This window comes from Brevirhabdus pacifica (genome assembly GCF_002797755.1).
Lineage (GTDB): Bacteria > Pseudomonadota > Alphaproteobacteria > Rhodobacterales > Rhodobacteraceae > Brevirhabdus > Brevirhabdus pacifica.
Genome location: NZ_PGFI01000011.1, coordinates 632,762 through 649,201, shown reverse-complemented (window position 1 = coordinate 649,201; position 16,440 = coordinate 632,762). Strand labels below are relative to the sequence as shown.

At 68.4% G+C, this 16,440-nt stretch carries 13 protein-coding genes; 4 read left to right on the top strand and 9 right to left on the bottom strand.

All coding sequences use genetic code 11. From position 1 onward, the window contains the following. Positions 1–117 precede the first annotated feature (117 nt). A complete protein-coding gene (locus CLV77_RS03260; protein WP_076979276.1) occupies positions 118–864 on the bottom strand; it encodes a methyltransferase domain-containing protein in 747 nt (248 codons plus the stop codon). 63 nt (positions 865–927) lie between these two features. Between CLV77_RS03260 and gloB the strand changes: the two genes are divergently transcribed. The 3 genes from gloB (at position 928) to CLV77_RS03245 (ending at position 5,475) form a co-directional block, all read left to right on the top strand. Beyond that, positions 928–1,695, top strand: coding sequence for a hydroxyacylglutathione hydrolase (gene gloB, locus CLV77_RS03255; protein WP_076979277.1), 768 nt, complete (start codon positions 928–930; stop codon positions 1,693–1,695). 187 nt (positions 1,696–1,882) lie between these two features. Then, entirely contained in the window at positions 1,883–4,210 is a 2,328-nt protein-coding gene (gene clpA, locus CLV77_RS03250) for an ATP-dependent Clp protease ATP-binding subunit ClpA (RefSeq protein WP_076979278.1), read from the top strand. A 323-nt stretch (positions 4,211–4,533) separates the two neighbouring features. Next, positions 4,534–5,475 (top strand): M23 family metallopeptidase, encoded by a 942-nt coding sequence (locus tag CLV77_RS03245; protein WP_143815119.1) that lies wholly within the window; start codon positions 4,534–4,536, stop codon positions 5,473–5,475. A gap of 22 nt (positions 5,476–5,497) precedes the next feature. Here the strand turns inward: CLV77_RS03245 and CLV77_RS03240 are convergent, their stop codons facing one another. The 3 genes from CLV77_RS03240 to CLV77_RS03230 all read right to left on the bottom strand — a co-directional run bounded on the left by CLV77_RS03240 (position 5,498) and on the right by CLV77_RS03230 (position 9,745). Further along, positions 5,498–7,867, bottom strand: a complete 2,370-nt coding sequence (locus tag CLV77_RS03240; RefSeq protein ID WP_076979279.1) for a peptidoglycan -binding protein — start codon at positions 7,865–7,867, stop codon at positions 5,498–5,500. Between the two features lie 3 nt (positions 7,868–7,870). Beyond that, complete coding sequence (locus CLV77_RS03235) at positions 7,871–9,055, bottom strand: biopolymer transporter ExbB (RefSeq protein ID WP_076979280.1); 1,185 nt, start codon at positions 9,053–9,055, stop codon at positions 7,871–7,873. A 150-nt stretch (positions 9,056–9,205) separates the two neighbouring features. Continuing rightward, positions 9,206–9,745, bottom strand: coding sequence for a gamma-glutamylcyclotransferase (locus tag CLV77_RS03230; protein WP_076979281.1), 540 nt, complete (start codon positions 9,743–9,745; stop codon positions 9,206–9,208). Between the two features lie 65 nt (positions 9,746–9,810). Here CLV77_RS03230 and CLV77_RS03225 point away from each other — a divergent pair, with 65 nt between their 5' ends. Continuing rightward, positions 9,811–10,854 (top strand): DUF2125 domain-containing protein, encoded by a 1,044-nt coding sequence (locus CLV77_RS03225; RefSeq protein ID WP_076979282.1) that lies wholly within the window; start codon positions 9,811–9,813, stop codon positions 10,852–10,854. Between the two features lie 40 nt (positions 10,855–10,894). On the opposite strand, the gene CLV77_RS03220 is transcribed toward CLV77_RS03225, so the two are convergent. The 5 genes from CLV77_RS03220 to CLV77_RS03200 form a co-directional block, all read right to left on the bottom strand. Beyond that, entirely contained in the window at positions 10,895–11,974 is a 1,080-nt protein-coding gene (locus CLV77_RS03220; protein WP_076979283.1) for an extensin-like domain-containing protein, read from the bottom strand. Between the two features lie 187 nt (positions 11,975–12,161). Next, the gene (locus CLV77_RS03215; RefSeq protein ID WP_076979284.1) at positions 12,162–13,088 is read right to left on the bottom strand and encodes a prephenate/arogenate dehydrogenase family protein; all 927 of its coding nucleotides are present in this window, start codon (positions 13,086–13,088) and stop codon (positions 12,162–12,164) included. Then, positions 13,085–14,173 (bottom strand): histidinol-phosphate transaminase, encoded by a 1,089-nt coding sequence (gene hisC, locus CLV77_RS03210; protein WP_076979285.1) that lies wholly within the window; start codon positions 14,171–14,173, stop codon positions 13,085–13,087. Before hisC ends, CLV77_RS03215 begins: the two co-directional genes overlap by 4 nt. A 301-nt stretch (positions 14,174–14,474) precedes the next feature. Beyond that, on the bottom strand, positions 14,475–15,095 hold the full coding sequence (gene rpsD / locus CLV77_RS03205) for a 30S ribosomal protein S4 (RefSeq protein WP_076979286.1): 621 nt from the start codon (positions 15,093–15,095) through the stop codon (positions 14,475–14,477). Positions 15,096–15,468: 373 nt separating this feature from the next. After that, the gene (locus CLV77_RS03200) at positions 15,469–16,395 is read right to left on the bottom strand and encodes a Hint domain-containing protein (protein ID WP_233128011.1); all 927 of its coding nucleotides are present in this window, start codon (positions 16,393–16,395) and stop codon (positions 15,469–15,471) included. Positions 16,396–16,440: the final 45 nt, after the last annotated feature.

Sequence of the window (16,440 nt, the reverse complement as noted above, 5' to 3'; positions counted from 1 at the left end):
GCACAGTATGGTTGCGATAACAAGCGTTGATCTGTCGCGGCAGGGGCGCCGCCGGGCCGATGCGGGGGCACCCCGCGCGGGCGCATGCCGGGGCGCGAACCGCATGGCCAACAGCCCTCAGATGGGCTTTGCCTCGGGATTCGGCAGCCCCTCGAGCACCTTCAACGGTTTGAGGATCCGCTCCCGCGCGGTCAGGCCGCTGGGTTTCGGCACCTGCTTGCTGACCTCGACCATCAGCACGCCGCCCGCCCGGGACGACGGCAGGTTGCGACCGATTCCCTCCCACAGCCGGGAGGTCCGCAGCCAGAACGGCTGCTCGGAGGGCGGAGTGTGCAGGGCGGCAAGATGACGTTGCGGCCGCAGCCCCTGCTGGGCCAACTGAGCCTCAAGCTGGCTGAGGCTGTAGGGGCGACCGAATCCGAAAGGCGTCCGGTCGCGCCGCGCCCAGAGGCCGGCGCGGTTCGGCACGATGAAGATCGCCCGCCCGCCCGAGGTCAGCACCCGCCATGCCTCGTCCATGAGGTCCAGGGGCGTGTCGGAGGTTTCGAGCCCGTGAAGCACGACCAGCTTGTCCACACTCTCGGTCTGGAGCGGCCAGTGGGTGTCGCGGCACAGCACCGACACGTTGGGCATTCCCGGCGGCCAGGGCATCACCCCCTGCGGCCCCGGCATCAGGCCGATGACGCGCCGCGTCTCGTTCATGTAGGGGCGCAGGAGCGGCACGGCGAAGCCATAGCCGACCATCGTCTGGCCCCGCGCCTCGGGCCAGAATTCGGCCATGCGCTCGCGGATCACGCGCTGAACCGCCCGCCCCAGCGAGGTGCGGTAGTAAAAGCTGCGCAGGTCCTGAACGTCCAGGTGCATTGCAAACGCTCCGGGCGATGGGCAAATACTTGAGGAACCATAACCGAAAGGATCGGAAAGACCATGCCCCTCGACATCCGCGTCATCCCCTGCCGAACCGACAATTACGCCTACCTGCTGCACGATCCCGCCAGCGGCGAAACGGCCCTTCTCGACGCCCCCGAGGCCGCCCCGATCCTGGCCGCGCTGAAGGACACCGGCTGGTCGCTGGGCCAGATCCTGATCACCCATCACCACGCCGACCACGTGGAAGGGGTCGAGGAGCTGCGCGCCGCCACGGGCGCCCGGGTCCTGGGCGCCGGAGAGGATGTCCACCGCCTGCCCCCGCTCGACCGCGAGCTGGCCGGCGGCGACAGCGTCGAGGTCGGCGGATCGCGCGGCGAGGTGATCGAGGTTCCGGGCCATACCGTCGGCCACATCGCCTTTCACTTCCCCGACAGCCGCGCCGTCTTCACCGCCGACAGTCTGATGGCGCTGGGATGCGGACGCCTTTTCGAGGGCACGGCGCCAATGATGTGGGAAAGCCTCTCGCGGCTGAAGGAGCTGCCGGGCGACACGCTGGTCTACTCGGGACACGAATATACTGCCTCGAACGCAAAATTCGCTTTGACGATTGAACCGGATAATGAAAGCCTTATCTTGAGATCAGAGGCGATCGCCAAGGCCCGTTCGGAGGACAGGCCGACCGTGCCCGCCCTGCTTGAAGACGAGCTTCGGACCAACCCTTTCCTCCGCGCCGACCTTCCCGAGGTGAAGACCCTGCTGGATATGGACGGGTATTCGGACGCGGATGTCTTTGCTGAAATCAGGCAGAGAAAAGACGATTTTTAGGCGGAAATGTGGCGGGCACTGCCTGCCACCTCTTTCATCGGCATGAAAACAACGCCGACACATGCGCCCTGACAAGATTTGAACAAAAAAACCTTGATGCCGGACGATTTAAACCGAACTCTCATTTTATGAGGCCACGGTTGGTTGCGGGTCTGCCCGGACCGGCCACTGTAAAAGGAGCAACCACGTGCCTTCGTTCTCGAACACGCTGGAACAAGCCATCCACTCCGCCCTGGCCGAGGCCAATCAACGGCGGCACGAGCTGGCCACACTTGAACATCTGCTTCTGGCTCTCGTCGATGAGCCGGACGCGGCCAAGGTCATGCAGGCCTGCGGCGTCGAGCTGGAGATCCTGCGCAAATCCTTGATCGACTTCATCGAGGATGACCTGTCCTCGCTGGTGACCGACGTGGACGGCTCTGAAGCCGTGCCCACGGCCGCGTTCCAGCGGGTGATCCAGCGTGCCGCGATCCATGTGCAATCCTCTGGCCGGTCCGAGGTGACGGGCGCCAACGTGCTTGTCGCCATCTTCGCCGAGCGCGAGTCGAACGCCGCCTTCTTCCTGCAAGAGCAGGACATGACCCGTTACGACGCGGTCAACTTCATCGCCCACGGGGTCGCCAAGGATCCCAGCTACGGCGAACAGCGCCCCGTCCAGGGCGCCGCCGAGTTCGGCGAGGAGCAGACCGCCGGGGCCGAGCCCGAAGACGACGGCAAGGAATCGGCGCTGGCCAAGTATTGCGTCGACCTCAACGCCAAGGCCCGCAAGGGCGATGTCGATCCGCTGATCGGCCGCGACCAGGAGGTCGAGCGTTGCGTCCAGGTGCTCTGCCGCCGGCGCAAGAACAACCCCCTGCTGGTGGGTGATCCCGGTGTCGGCAAGACCGCCATCGCCGAGGGGCTGGCCCGCAAGATCGTCGACGGCGAGACGCCCGAGATCCTGTCGGATGCCACGATCTACTCGCTCGACATGGGCGCGCTTCTGGCCGGCACCCGCTATCGCGGCGATTTCGAGGAGCGGCTGAAGGCCGTCGTGACCGAGCTTGAGGAACATCCCGACGCGGTTCTCTTCATCGACGAGATCCACACCGTGATCGGCGCCGGCGCGACCTCGGGCGGGGCGATGGATGCCTCGAACCTGCTGAAGCCCGCGTTGCAGGGCGGCAAGCTGCGTTGCATGGGCTCGACCACCTACAAGGAGTTCCGCCAGCACTTCGAAAAGGACCGCGCCCTGTCGCGCCGGTTCCAGAAGATCGACGTGAACGAGCCTTCGGTCGATGACACGATCAAGATCCTCAAGGGCCTCAAGCCCTATTTCGAAGAGCATCACGACATCAAATACACCACCGACGCGATCAAGACCGCGGTGGAGCTGTCGTCGCGCTACATCCACGACCGCAAGCTGCCCGACAAGGCGATCGACGTGATCGACGAGGCCGGTGCGGCCCAGCATCTGGTGGCGGAATCCAAGCGCCGCAAGACCATCGGCGCCAAGGAGATCGAGGCCGTCGTTGCCAAGATCGCCCGCATCCCGCCGAAATCGGTCTCGAAGGACGATGCCGAGATCCTCAAGGATCTGGAAAAGACCCTCAAGCGGGTGGTCTTCGGTCAGGACAACGCGATCGAGGCGCTCAGCTCGGCGATCAAGCTGTCACGGGCGGGTCTTCGCGAACCCGAAAAGCCCATCGGCAACTATCTCTTCGCCGGTCCCACGGGCGTCGGCAAGACCGAGGTCGCCAAGCAGCTGGCAGACACGCTGGGCGTGGAACTTCTGCGCTTCGACATGTCGGAATACATGGAGAAACACGCGGTCAGCCGCCTGATCGGCGCGCCTCCGGGCTATGTCGGCTTCGATCAGGGCGGTCTTCTGACCGACGGCGTCGACCAGCACCCCCATTGCGTGCTGTTGCTGGACGAGATCGAGAAGGCGCACCCGGATGTCTACAACATCCTGTTGCAGGTGATGGACCACGGCAAGCTGACCGACCACAACGGCCGGCAGGTGGATTTCCGCAACGTGGTGCTCATCATGACCTCGAACGCGGGCGCGGCCGAACTGGCCAAGTCGGCGATCGGCTTCGGGCGCGACCGGCGCGAGGGCGAGGATACTGCCGCGATCGAGCGGACCTTCACGCCCGAGTTCCGCAACCGTCTGGATGCGGTCATCAGCTTCGCGCCCCTGGGCCGCGAAGTGATCCTCCAGGTTGTCGAGAAGTTCGTCCTCCAGCTCGAAGCACAGCTGATGGATCGCAACGTCTCGATCGAGCTGACCAAGCCGGCGGCCGAATGGCTGGCCGAGCGTGGCTATGATGACCGCATGGGCGCGCGCCCTCTGGGCCGCGTCATCCAGGAGCACATCAAGAAGCCCCTGGCCGAAGAGCTGCTGTTCGGCAAGCTGGCCAAGGGCGGCGTGGTCAAGGTCGGTGTCAAGAACGACAAGATCGACCTGCGGATCGAGGCGCCCGACAAGCCGCGCCTCGCATCCAAGAAGCCGCCGCTTCTGACCGCCGAGTGATCGTTGCGGCGCTGACTTCACTGCTGATCGCCTCTGCACCCCTATCGGGTGCAGAGGCTCTTTTTACTTTTACAGGTGTCGTTCCCTCCGCCCCCGTGGCGGCAGGAACGCCGGCGCAAACCATCCGAATGGCGCAGGATACCGCGCCGGCGCCCGAAGCGCCCCCCGCGCCCGATCAAGGCACAGTGGCCCCTGCCCCCCCGGCGGCGCCGCCCGCCGCCTCCGCGCCGGAACCTCCCTCGCCCGCCATCACCCCTCCTGCACAGCCGGCCCCTGAGCTGGCCTCACCACCGCCCGACCCGCTGGCGGAGGCGCCGCGCCTGATGCTGCCGCTGGAATGCGAGCTGGGCCTGACCTGCGATTTCCAGAACCTGGTCGATCACGACCCCGGCCCCGGCACCCGCGATTTCCAGTGCGGACCGCTGACCTATGACGGGCACATGGGCACCGACATCCGAGTCCCCGACCTGGCCGCGATGGAGGCCGGCGTCACCGTGCGCGCGGCGGCGGCGGGCCGGGTGCTGCGCCGGCGCGACGGGATGGCCGACAACGACCTGGCCCCCCTGCCCGTGGCGTCCGGCCAGGATGCCCGAGATTGCGGCAACGGGGTTCTTCTGGACCACGGTGGCGGTTGGCAGACCCAGTATTGCCACATGGCCCGCGGCTCGGTCAGCGTGCGGGCGGGCGACGAGTTGCCGGCCGGCGCGCCCCTGGGCCGGGTAGGCCTGTCGGGCCGGACCGAGTTTCCGCATCTGCATTTCAGCGTCACCTACAAGGGCCAGGAGGTGGACCCCTTCAGCCCCACGGATGTCGCCCAATGCCCCCTCGTCGCCCTGCCCGAGGGGCAGCCCGCCCCTGCGGCCACCGAACCCGCCCCCACCCTGTGGGAGCCGCCCCTGCGCCCCCGGCCCGGGGGCTTCATGCGGCTGGGCTTCTCGACCGCCCTGCCCGAGCTGGACCAGCTTCGCCGGGGCGGGGTGGCCCTGAAGGCGCTGCCGGCCGACGCGCCGGCTTTGGTTCTGTGGGGCTTCGGCTTTGCCGCCCGGGGCGGCGACGAGGTGCTGTTGCGGATCGACGGGCCGGACGGGCCACTGGTGGACCGGCGGATGCCGGTCGAGGCACCTCAGGCCCAGTTCTTCAGGGCCGCCGGCCTGAAACGCGAGGGCGAGGCCTGGCCCCCCGGCCCCTACACCGGGCTGGTGGAGCTTTGGCGCCAGGGCAAACGGATCGACAGCGGCACGCTGCGGATCGACTTGGACCAGTAACGCCCCCGGCGCGGGCTTTGCCCTATTTCTCGGTCAGCTTCAGTTCGATCCGGCGGTTCTGGGCGCGCGCCTCGGGCGTGTCGGCGGTGTTGACGGGCTGGTATTCGCCAAAGCCCGTGGCGGCCAGCCGGTCGGCGGGAATGCCCAGCACTTCGTTCATGTAAAGCACGACCGAAAGGGCGCGGGCCTGGGAAAGCTCCCAGTTGTTGGCATAGCGGGCAAAGCCGGCAAGGGGCACGTTGTCGGTGTGCCCGTCGACCCGAATGATCCAGTCGATGCTGTCGGGGATGCGGTCGGACACGGATTTCAGGATGTCGGCGACCTTGGCGATCTCGGCCCGGCCCGAGGGCGAAAGCTCTGCCTGGCCGGAGCGGAAAAGCACTTCGGAGGAGAAGACGAAGCGGTCGCCCTCGATCCGGACGCCGTCGACATTGTCCAGCACCTCGCGCAGCCGTCCAAAAAAGTCCGAGCGGAATTTCTCAAGCTGCACCGCCTCGGCCTCCAGACGCTTGCGCTCGGCCGCCTCCAGCTCGGCGCGGCGCTTCTGTTCGGCGGCGGTCTGGGCCAGCGCCAGGTTCAGCTTGGAGCCCAGGGCCTGGATCTGCACCTGGTTGGCCTCGTCGCGGGACTGGGCGTCGTCCAGCAGGGCCTGGAGGCTGGCCAGTTCCGAGCGCAGCTGCGACGCCTGCCGGTTCAGCAGTTCCAGCTTGCGCCGGGCCTCGTCGCCGCTGGCCTTTTCGCGCGACAGGTTCTCCTGGGCCTGGCGCAGCAAAAGCTCCCGCTCCTCGGCCTGGCTGAGGCGGCGGGCGGCGGTTTCCTCGGCGGCGACCCGGGCGGCCAGGGCGGCGGCCAGGCGCTTTTCCAGCGTTTCCTGACTGTCGTCGAGAGAGGCGCGCAGCGCCTCGTTCTCGGCCCGCAGCCGCGCCAGCTCGGCAGCCCGTTCGTCGGCGCCGCCCTTGAGCGTGCTGACCTGTTCGCTCAGCGCCAGGCGTTCGGCCAAGGCCGCGGCGAGGCGCTGGTCAAGGTCGGCGCTGGCGTCGCGGGCGGCGGCCAGCATGGTCAGCGTTTCCTCCGCGCGGGCGCGCTCCTGCTCCAGCTTCAGGGTCATCGCCTGCAATTCCGTATCGGCCGAGCGCAGCTTGGCGCGCAGCCGCTCGGCGGCGGCGGCCTCGGCAAGGCGGGCGGCCTCTTCGTCGGTGAAGGCGGTCTCGACCTCGGCCAGGCGCTTGCGCAGGGCCTCGGCGGCGGCGGCTTCGGCCAGGCGCGCGGCCTCTTCCTCGGTCAGCCCCTCTTCAAGCTGTGCGAGGCGGCGGCGCAATGCCTCGGTCTCGGCGATCTGGGCGAGGCGGGCGCTTTCCTCCTGGGTCAGCGCCTCGTCGACACTGGAAAGCCGGGTGCGGGTGTCCGACAGCTCGTCCTGCAATTCGGCCAGGGCGGCGCGGGCCTGAGCGGTGGCGGCCTCGGCCTGGGTGCGGGCCTCGGACTGGGCGGCCAACTCGTCGCGCAGACCGGCGATGGTCTTGCCCAGATCGGCGGCGCGGGCCTCCAGGGTCTGGGTGCCGCTTTCGCTGGCCTCAAGCTGGGCCAGCACCTCGCGCATGGAAAGCTGTGTCTCCTGGGCGCTTTGCTTGAGATCGGCGATCATCGCCTCAAGCGCCTCGCGGCGGGCAGCGGCAAGGCGCGCGGCCTCGGCGCCGGCGTCGATCTCGTCCCGGGCCTGGGCCAGCGCCAGGTTCAGCGCCTCCTGCTCGGTCACCAGGCGGGCATTGGCGGCCTCGATGTCCTCGATGCGGGCGAAAAGCCCCTCCTTCTCGGCCTGCAGGTCGGTCTTTTCGTCCTGCAATTCGGCCAGGCGGCGGCTGGCCTCCTCGTTGCGGCCCTGAAGCGTCTCGATCTGGGACTGGGCCTCGTCATTCTGGCTGAGCAGCCCCGAGATGCGCTTCTTGGCCTCGGTGTTCTCGCCCAAAAGCGCGGCGATGCGGGCGCGCGCGTCCTGTTGGCTCGCCAGAAGACCGGCCACCTGGCTTTCGAAATCCTCGATCCGGGAGGTCTGGCGGCGGGCCTGTTCGGTCAGGGTGTCGATGGCGCGGGCCTGCACCTCGGTCAGAGAGCGGCTTTCGCCCAGCTCTCCGCTGAGGGAGTCGACCTCTTCCTCAAGCTGGAAGCTTTTCTGCTGCTCCAGGCCCAAAGCCGCCGCAAGATCGGCGACCTGAAGCGACAGCTGGTCCAGCTCGGTGTCCTGGGTCGAGATCGTCTCGCGCAGCATGAATTGCACGATCATGAAGATCGTCAGCACGAACATCAGCACCAGCAGCAGCGCGGTCATCGCATCCACGAAGCCGGGCCAGATACTGCCCGATACACGTTGGGTGGACCGCCGCGTCAGCGCCATGGCCTAGCCTTCCGGCCGCTCGGACCCGCCGCCGGCCTCGCGGATGGCGCGGGTCAGCGCCGACAGATCGCCGCGCAGGTCCTGCAAGGCCTCCTGCCGTCCCGACGACATTTCTTCGAGGACGCGCAGAAGCTGCACGTCGATCGAGCGCAGGCGCATCCGGCTTTCGGCGTCCACGTGTTCGTTGCCGGCCTGCTTCTCCAGCGCGTCGATCAGCCGTTCCTGGCCCTGGGCCACGCGGGACATGACCGTCTGCTCGGTCTCGGCACCCTGAAGCAACTGGCGGGTCAGCTTCTCGACCGAGCCTGTCAGCGCCTCGAGCCGCGCCTCGACGGCGGCACGCCCCTCATCCGAGCGGCGGAAAAGCTGTTGCAGCGCATCCATCTGCTCGACCATCTGGTCGAGGACGGTGGCCACGGCGCCCTGATCGACGTGGCCGCCCTCGGCATCGGCGCCGGCGAAACCGACCCGGGTGATGGTTGACAGCCAATCCTCAAGCTCGCGGTAGAAACGGTTCTGACCGTGGCTGGCGAACAGTTCCAGCAGCCCCACGATCAACGAGCCGGCCAGGCCCAGCAGCGAGCTGGAGAAGGCCGTGCCCATGCCGCCCAGCTGCGCCTCCAGCCCCGTCATCAGCCGGCTGAAGATGTCGACCGATGTCTCGCCATTCTGCGGCGCGAGGGACCGGATCGTCTCGACCACCGCGGGGACGGTGGTGGCCAACCCGTAGAACGTGCCCAGAAGGCCAAGGAAAATCAGCAAGTTGACGATATAGCGGGTGATGTCCCGCGCCTCGTCCACGCGGGTGGCAACCGAATCCAGGATCGAGCGCGACGAGGTGGTCGAGATTTGCATCCGGGCACCGCGCGCCCGCAGCAACGCCGCCATCGAGGCCAGAAGGCGCGGCGGTTGCAGCCCCTCGTAGCCGGGCCGATTGGTGGCGAAGGCCTTGATCCAGATGACCGAGTTGATGAGCTGGAAGACCTGCCAGAAACAGGCCAGCACCCCGAACAGGAAGACCCCGGCGATGACGCCGTTCAGCCAGGGGTTTGCCAGGAAGACGGGGGCCACCCGCGGAAAGGCGACATAGCTGCCCAGCACCGCCAGTCCGACGACGATGAGCATAAGCGTGATCTGGCGGATCGGGAGGGCAAACTGCGGCTCGGCCTCTGGGTCCGTTCTATCCATTCGACGGGTCCTGGCAGACGTTGTTTTCCAAGCACCATAGGCCCGGGCGGGGGCTGTGCCAACATCGAAAGGCGCCGGCGCCGGACTGTGGCGCGAAGGGAACAGGCCCGGGGCGGGCGGCCCTGGTGCCGGGGCCCGCGCGGGGGCGCGTCAGGCCGCGCTCAGCTCGCGCACGCGGCGCGCCAGCCAGTCCAGTTCGGGGTCGGTCAGTTGCAGCTCGGCCAGGTGGCTGGCCGTGTTATGCAGATACTCGGTATTGGGGCCGCGCTGACCCCGGGCGCGGGCGATGATATGCGCCTGCTCTTCCAGCGGCAGGCCGCCGCAATACTGCACGTGGTCAGGATCGATCACGTAGGTCAGCGCCTCGACCTGCCGCCCGTCGCGCAGGGTCAGCGGTTGCACCGTCTCGAGATAGGCGGCCGAGACCAGTTCGCGCGCCCGCAGAGCGGCAAGCGATGCCTCGAGGCCGTGATCGTCCATCAGGAAGGCCACGCCGTCGCAATGGGCCCCCTCCTGCCGGTCCAGCGCCAAGACAAGCCCCGGCTCCTCGGCGGTGCCGCGGTGGTGGACCGAACGCATGCAGAAACTGCGATGATACCCCTCCAGCCGGGCGATCTGCCGGGCCAGGACGGGAAACTCGGGGTTCCACATGAGCGATCCATAGCCAAATACCCACACGGGTGACTGCATCGGTCTGGCCCTCCTTCCTTCGGGCAGATAAACACCATCGAACCGGGCTTTGAAAGGGCGTGAACATGCGGATTCTGCTGATCTTGATCGTCTTGGCGGCCAGCCTCTGGGGGGGCTACTGGTTCGTCGGCGCCTCGGCGCTTGAAAGCAGCACCCAGGCCTGGCTGCAGCAGCGCCGCGCCGAGGGTTGGCAGGCCGATGCGCAGGTCGACGTGCGCGGCTTTCCCAACCGCTTCGACCTGACCCTGGACAAGCCCGCCATGGCCGACCCCGACACCGGCGTCGCCTGGGCCGCGCCCTTCTTTCAACTTCTGGCCATGTCCTGGCAACCCAACCACGTCATCGCCATCTGGCCCGACACCCAGACCATCCAGACGCCCCTGAGCCGGCTGACCGTCAACACCGAGAAGATGCAGGGCAGCCTGGTCTTCGACGCCGACAGCGACCTTGCCCTGGGCCGCAGCGTGATCGAGATCGACCGCATGGCCCTGACCGCCGAACAGGGCTGGACGGCCGACCTCGACTCGGCCCAGTTCTCGGTCCGGCGGATCGAGGAAGGCCAGGCCGATGCCCCCGGCGCCGCCAAGGCCCAAGGGGCGGGACCGGCCGCCACCTATCAGATCGACCTCGACGCCGACGATTTGCGGCTGCCGCCCCAGGCGGTCGCCGCCCTCGACCCCTCCGGGCGCCTGCCCGAGCGGATCGGCACCCTCAGCCTCAAGGCCTCGGTCGGGTTTGACCGGCCCTGGGACCGCCGCGCGATCGAGGACAGCCGCCCCCAGCCCCGCCGCATCAATCTGACCGGCGTGCGCGCCAACTGGGGTCAGCTTGACCTGCGCGCGGCCGGCGATCTGGAGGTCGACGCCGAGGGCATCCCCGAGGGGCGCGTCACGGTCAAGGCGCAGAACTGGCGTGAGATCCTGGCGCTGGCCGTCAACGCGGGCACCGTGCCCCGAGGCATGGCCGGCACGATCGAAAGCGTCCTGGGCATGCTGGCGGGAAGCACCGGGGACACCAACACACTGGACGTGCCGATTACCTTCGCGGGCGGTCGGATGATGTTCGGGCCGATCCCGCTGGGCATGGCCCCGCGGCTGATCCTGCGCTGACGCGCGCGCGCCGCCGGTCAGGGCCGGGCACGCAGCGCCCCTAGCGGCAGTAGCTGCCCTTGCGATAGCGGGCCGTGTCCAGGTGGAAATGATCCTGGTGATAGCGGTCGGCCGAGGGGCCCAGCACCGTCCCGAAAGGCCCGCAGGCAGATTGGTGCATCTGCTTGAGCATGCTGCCCTTGCTGGACTTGCGCCAGTCCTGAAGCACCGACAGCGTGCTGCCGTCCTGCAACCGGATCTCCGAGATGTCGATGGCGCGGCCCTTGCCATGTTCGCTGATCTTGCCGCCCTTGCGGTTGTTGCGGGTGCGGCAGGAGTAGTGCGCCGCCACCTTCAGCGACTTCACCCCACCACCCTTGCGGCCGACGGCGGGCTTTATGCCGTTGCGGACCCAGGATTTCAGCGCCTTGGCGGTGGTGCAATCCATCTTGGCCGGGGTCGAGAGCACGACGCCGTCGACGGCGGTGACCGCCACCGGGTTGCGCACGCCACAGCCGCTGATCCGCCCGGGGATGTCGGGGATCTGCTGGCCCAGGATCGAGGCGTCGCCGCAGATCGCGCCGCGCCCGGTGGCAACGCCGCGTCCCGATCCCTTGGGCTTGTGGAAGAAGGCGTCCCGCAGGCGGGCCGAGCCCGGGGCTTTGGCAAGATCGTCGGGCCGGGTCTGCGGCCGGAACGACCGGCTGACGGCGGCGGCAGAGGCCACGCGCGTTCCCTGCCCCGTGCTCGCCGTGGCGGGGGCCGCATCAGACCGGGCCGCCTGCCCCGCGCCCGCGCCCGTGCCCGCACCGGTCAGGTCCAGGTCGCTGACCATTGCCTCGGTCAGGGCGGCGTGGACCAGGCCGGGGCGCGTGGCGGCGGTGGGGCGCCAGCGCGGGCGCGGCTGACCGAAAGTGACCATGCTGTCGATCGTCTCCTGCATGGCCAGCCGGGCGTGGGCGGTGCCGGCGCGCGGCAAGGGCCGGGCGGAGCGTTCGGGGGCGGTGACTTCGGTGCCTGCCTGCTCGGCCCCGGCCACGCCGGGCCACGCCAGCAGCGCGGCCGCAACGACAAGAAAAAGCCCGGTCACGGGCGCCAGCGAAGCAGGGATGAGATCGGGGCGAGGAACAAGGCGGGACATGACACCGGGAAAACAGGAAAAGCCTGTTTCACAGGACCACAGCCGGCTGGTCGGGGCAAGTGCGGGGCTTGGGCTGCCCCCGTCGGTCGGCGATGCGGCGCCGTCGCTCTCAAGCGCCGGAGGCGTGCCGCGCGGGCGGCGCCGGGCCGAAACGGGGCGATGGGCGACAGGCCCCGCCCCTCGCGCCTCAGTCCTTGCCGGGCTTGGGCAGGCGGCCGAAATCGGGGGCGTCCGTGTCCTGGCCGGCCTCGATGATGCCCCGGCGGATGGCGCGCGTGCGGGTGAAATAGTCGTGCAGCATCTCACCGTCCCCGGTGCGGATCGCCCGTTGCAGGGCGAACAGCTCTTCGGTGAAGCGGCCCAGTATCTCGAGCGTCGCGTCGCGGTTGGTCAGGAAGACATCGCGCCACATGGTCGGATCGCTGGCGGCGATGCGGGTGAAATCCCGAAAGCCCGCGGCGGAATACTGGATCACCTCGCTGTCGGTGACGCGGCCCAGGTCGTCGGCCACCCCCACCATCGTGTAGGCAATCAGGTGCGGCGCGTGGGAGGTCACGGCCAGCACCAGGTCGTGGTGCGCCGCGTCCATCCGGTCGACCCGCGAGCCCATGGCGTGCCACAGCTCGGCCAGCCGTTCGACGGCGGCTTCGTCGCTTCCCTCCGCCGGGACGAGCAGGCACCAGCGGTTCTCGAAAAGCTCGGCAAAGCCGGCGCGGGGGCCCGAATGCTCGGTCCCGGCCAGGGGGTGGGCGGGAACGAAATGCACGCCCTCGGGCACATGGGGGCCGACCGCGTCGATCACCGCCTGCTTGACCGAGCCCACGTCGGTCAGCGTCGCGCCGGGCTTGAGGTGGGGGGCGATTTCACTGGCCAGCGTCCCCATCGCGCCCACGGGCACGGCCAGCACCACCAGGTCGGCATCGCGCACGGCCTCGGCGGCGGTTTCTGCAACGCTGTCGCACAGGCCGATTTCAAGCGCGATCTGCCGGGTCTCGGCCGAACGGGCGGTGCCGGCGATATGGCCGGCCAGCCCCGCGCGCCGCATGGCATGGGCCATGGACGAGGCGATCAGCCCCAGCCCGACAAGGGCCACGCGCTGGTAGATCACGCTCATTGCCGGCGGCCCTTGAAGGTCCCCACCGTATGGGCCACCCGGCGGCAGCTGGCCTCGTCGCCGACGGTGATGCGCAGACAGTTGGGCAGGTTGTACCCCCCGACCCGGCGCACGATGATGCCTTCGGATTTCAGGTGCTCGTCGCAGGCCTCGGCCTCTTCGGCGTCGGCGAAACGGGCGAGGATGAAATTGGCGCAGGACGTGTCCGAGGGCACCCCATGCTCGGCCAGGGCCTCGGCAAGCCAGTTGCGCATCCGGGCATTCTCCCGGCGGCACTTCTCCATGTAGGCGACATCGCGGACCGCGGCGGCGGCGGCGGCCATCTGCGCCTCGGACAGGTTGAAGGGGCCGCGCAGGCGGTTCAGCACGTCGATGATCGGCTTGGGGGCATAGCCATAGCCAATGCGCAGACCGCCGAGGCCGTAGATCTTCGAGAAGGTGCGCGTCATCACCACGTTGTCGCGGGAATCGACCAGATCGGCGCCGCCGTCATAGCCCTCGACATACTCGGCATAGGCGCCGTCCAGAACCAGGATCGCGCCGCGCGGCAGCCCGTCGGCCAGGCGGGCAAGCTCGTTGCCCCCGATCATAGTGCCGGTGGGGTTGTTGGGATTGGCGATGAAGACCAGACGCGTCTTGCGGTTACAGGCCGCCAGGATCGCGTCGACATCGGTGACCCGCTCGCTTTCGGGGACCGAGACCGGGGTCGCCCCCGCCGCCAGCGCCGAGATGCGGTACATGGCAAAGCCGTGCTCGGTGTGGACCACCTCGTCGCCCGGGCCGGCGTATGCCTGGCAAAGCAGGGTCAGGATCTCGTCCGAGCCGACGCCGCAGATCACCCGTTCCGGATCAAGGCCCCAGACCTCGCCGATGGCGGTGCGCAACGGCAGGTGGTGGGTGTTGGGATAGCGGTGAAGCTGGTGCATCGAGCGGCGGAACGCCTCGGTCGCGGCTTCGCTGGGCCCGAACGGATTCTCGTTCGAGCTGAGCTTGACCACGTCGGTGCGGCCCTCGATCGTGGATTGGCCGCCCTCGTAAAGGTCGATTTCCATGATACCGGGCTGCGGCTTGATGTCCGATGTCATAACCGATCCTCCTGCTCCGGGTGTTCTAGCTTTGCCCCAAAAGGCTGACCAGTGACAAAAGGCGGATCGGGGCGGGATGGTGGCGCGGGGGACACGCTAACGCGGCGTGCGGACCGGGATTGCGCAGGGTCCGCGAAGATGCTGCGCCGCCCTGTCGCAAACCGCTAGCGCAAACAGCTTTCGCGCGCCCCTGCCGCGTGCCTCCCGCCCCCATGATTGCACCCCGCAAATGCGAAAGGGCCGCGGCGGGAAGTTCCCGGCCGCGGCCCTTTGCAAGATCCGTGGATGGTGGCGGCGAAGATCAGTTCTTCGCGTAGAATTCCACGACCAGGTTCGGCTCCATCATCACCGGGTAGGGCACGTCGCCCAGCGCCGGGGTGCGCACGAAGGTGGCGGTCATCTTGGAGTGATCGACCTCGAGGTAGTCGGGGACGTCACGCTCGGCCAGCTGGACGGCCTCGAGCAGGACGGCCATCTGCTTGGAACGGTCGCGGACCTCGATCACGTCGCCTTCCTTCACGCGGTAGGAGGGGATGTTGACCTTCTTGCCGTTCACACGGACGTGGCCGTGGTTCACGAACTGGCGCGCGGCGAAAACGGTCGGCACGAACTTGGCGCGGTAGACGATGGCGTCCAGGCGGCGCTCGAGCAGGCCGATGAGGTTCTCACCGGTGTCGCCCTTGACGCGCTCGGCCTCGGCATAGATGCGGCGGAACTGCTTCTCGGTCAGGTCGCCGTAGTAGCCCTTGAGCTTCTGCTTGGCGCGCAGCTGGATACCGAAATCGGACAGTTTGCCCTTGCGGCGCTGACCGTGCTGGCCGGGGCCGTATTCGCGGCGGACGACGGGCGACTTGGAGCGGCCCCAGATGTTCTCGCCCATGCGGCGATCGAGCTTGTACTTGGCAGACGTGCGTTTGGTCACGACTGTTCTCCTTCGTTGTGGCCGCCCCGGGGGCGGCGATGAAGGGCGTTGTCCTCTGGACCCGGAGACCGGGGCCTGACAGGCATCCCCTTGCGGGGGCCACCAACACCAATGATCGCCCCGCGGCACCGGTCGAAACCGAAGCACGGGAACAGCGCGCCTTCTAGGTGGGGTGGTGGGTGGTGTCAATGGGCGATGGCCGCGCCGCGCATCCCGCCTGCGCCGCAAGAAAGGACGGGCCGCGAAAAAGGCCGGGCCCCGGCGTGGGGTCCGGCCAAGGCGGGACGCGCCGGGCAGGGAGGGGCCCGTCGCGCCCGCGGCGCGGCCCCCGGATAGCTTGGGCCCCGCCGCGTCGCTCGTTTCCGACCACAGGCTAGTGCCGGTGGTCGATCCCGTGCAGCAGGATAGCGGCCTCGGACCTGCTCAGGTCGCGCCGTGCCATCTCGCCGTAGGACATCAGGTCCTGTTCAAGCCCCGGAAAGACGTTCAGAAGCTGCTCTCGCTGATCTTCCTCGATGGTCTTCAGCGTGGTGTTGGCGGGATGGAAGCTTTCGCATTCCACGCCGTTGGCCCACAGCACCTGGTGCCGGTCGAACATGAGGTGGTGATAGACCGTCTCGGAAAGATTGTATTCCACGGTGACCGAGCGGTCGTTCAGCAGGTGCTCTGCGGCGACCAGGACCTCGGGCTCATTGAACAGCGCGCGAGCCAAGGGGCCACGGACCATCACCCGGTGCTGGGGCGAAACCAGCAGGTCGCCGTCGGGACGGCGATCGCCCAGCGCCCCGGCCGCGATTCGTACGGGGCGCAGCTCGGGCATGGCGTAAAGGCGCGCGCCGCTCATGCGGCGATGTCCACGCCAGACGATCTGCTGGGCGCCGTTATCCTTGGTGCGCACCCAATCGCCGGCCTCAAGCTCCTGCACGAGGCGGGGACCGTCGGGCGTGTCGATGCGGGTGCTCTCGGTAAAGCAGATGACGCCGCCGCCGAAATCCGTGGTGCGGCGGACCGGGGCATCGTCACCGACCCGGCGCACGACCCAGTGGTCGACATCGGGGCGTGGCAGGCGGTCGTTGAACATGACCAGCGGCGGCAGCCCCTCGCGCAGGCGGATGAAGGTCGCGGGATAGGTGTGGCGCCCGTCGGTCAGCACGAAGCCCGCGTCGAACAGGGGATCACCCTCGTCGAAGGCCGGGCCCGGGCGCGCAATGGACAGTTCCGGTGCCAGCAGCCGCCTGAGCGAGCGCGAAGCCCGCCGGCGCAACCGCAGCCGTTCGTTGATATCGCCCCGAAGGACCACGTGGTCCGGCCCATCCACCCGAATGGCGCGCCCACTCCACCGCCA

What these genes read in the sequence shown, in the direction of transcription:
- CLV77_RS03260 (WP_076979276.1), bottom strand. Translation starts at nt 864, where the DNA reads ATGCACCTGGACGTTCAGGACCTGCGCAGCTTTTACTACCGCACCTCG.
- gloB (WP_076979277.1), top strand. Translation starts at nt 928, where the DNA reads ATGCCCCTCGACATCCGCGTCATCCCCTGCCGAACCGACAATTACGCC.
- CLV77_RS03245 (WP_143815119.1), top strand. Translation starts at nt 4,534, where the DNA reads ATGCTGCCGCTGGAATGCGAGCTGGGCCTGACCTGCGATTTCCAGAAC.
- CLV77_RS03240 (WP_076979279.1), bottom strand. Translation starts at nt 7,867, where the DNA reads ATGGCGCTGACGCGGCGGTCCACCCAACGTGTATCGGGCAGTATCTGG.
- CLV77_RS03235 (WP_076979280.1), bottom strand. Translation starts at nt 9,055, where the DNA reads ATGGATAGAACGGACCCAGAGGCCGAGCCGCAGTTTGCCCTCCCGATC.
- CLV77_RS03230 (WP_076979281.1), bottom strand. Translation starts at nt 9,745, where the DNA reads ATGCAGTCACCCGTGTGGGTATTTGGCTATGGATCGCTCATGTGGAAC.
- CLV77_RS03225 (WP_076979282.1), top strand. Translation starts at nt 9,811, where the DNA reads ATGCGGATTCTGCTGATCTTGATCGTCTTGGCGGCCAGCCTCTGGGGG.
- CLV77_RS03220 (WP_076979283.1), bottom strand. Translation starts at nt 11,974, where the DNA reads ATGTCCCGCCTTGTTCCTCGCCCCGATCTCATCCCTGCTTCGCTGGCG.
- CLV77_RS03215 (WP_076979284.1), bottom strand. Translation starts at nt 13,088, where the DNA reads ATGAGCGTGATCTACCAGCGCGTGGCCCTTGTCGGGCTGGGGCTGATC.
- hisC (WP_076979285.1), bottom strand. Translation starts at nt 14,173, where the DNA reads ATGACATCGGACATCAAGCCGCAGCCCGGTATCATGGAAATCGACCTT.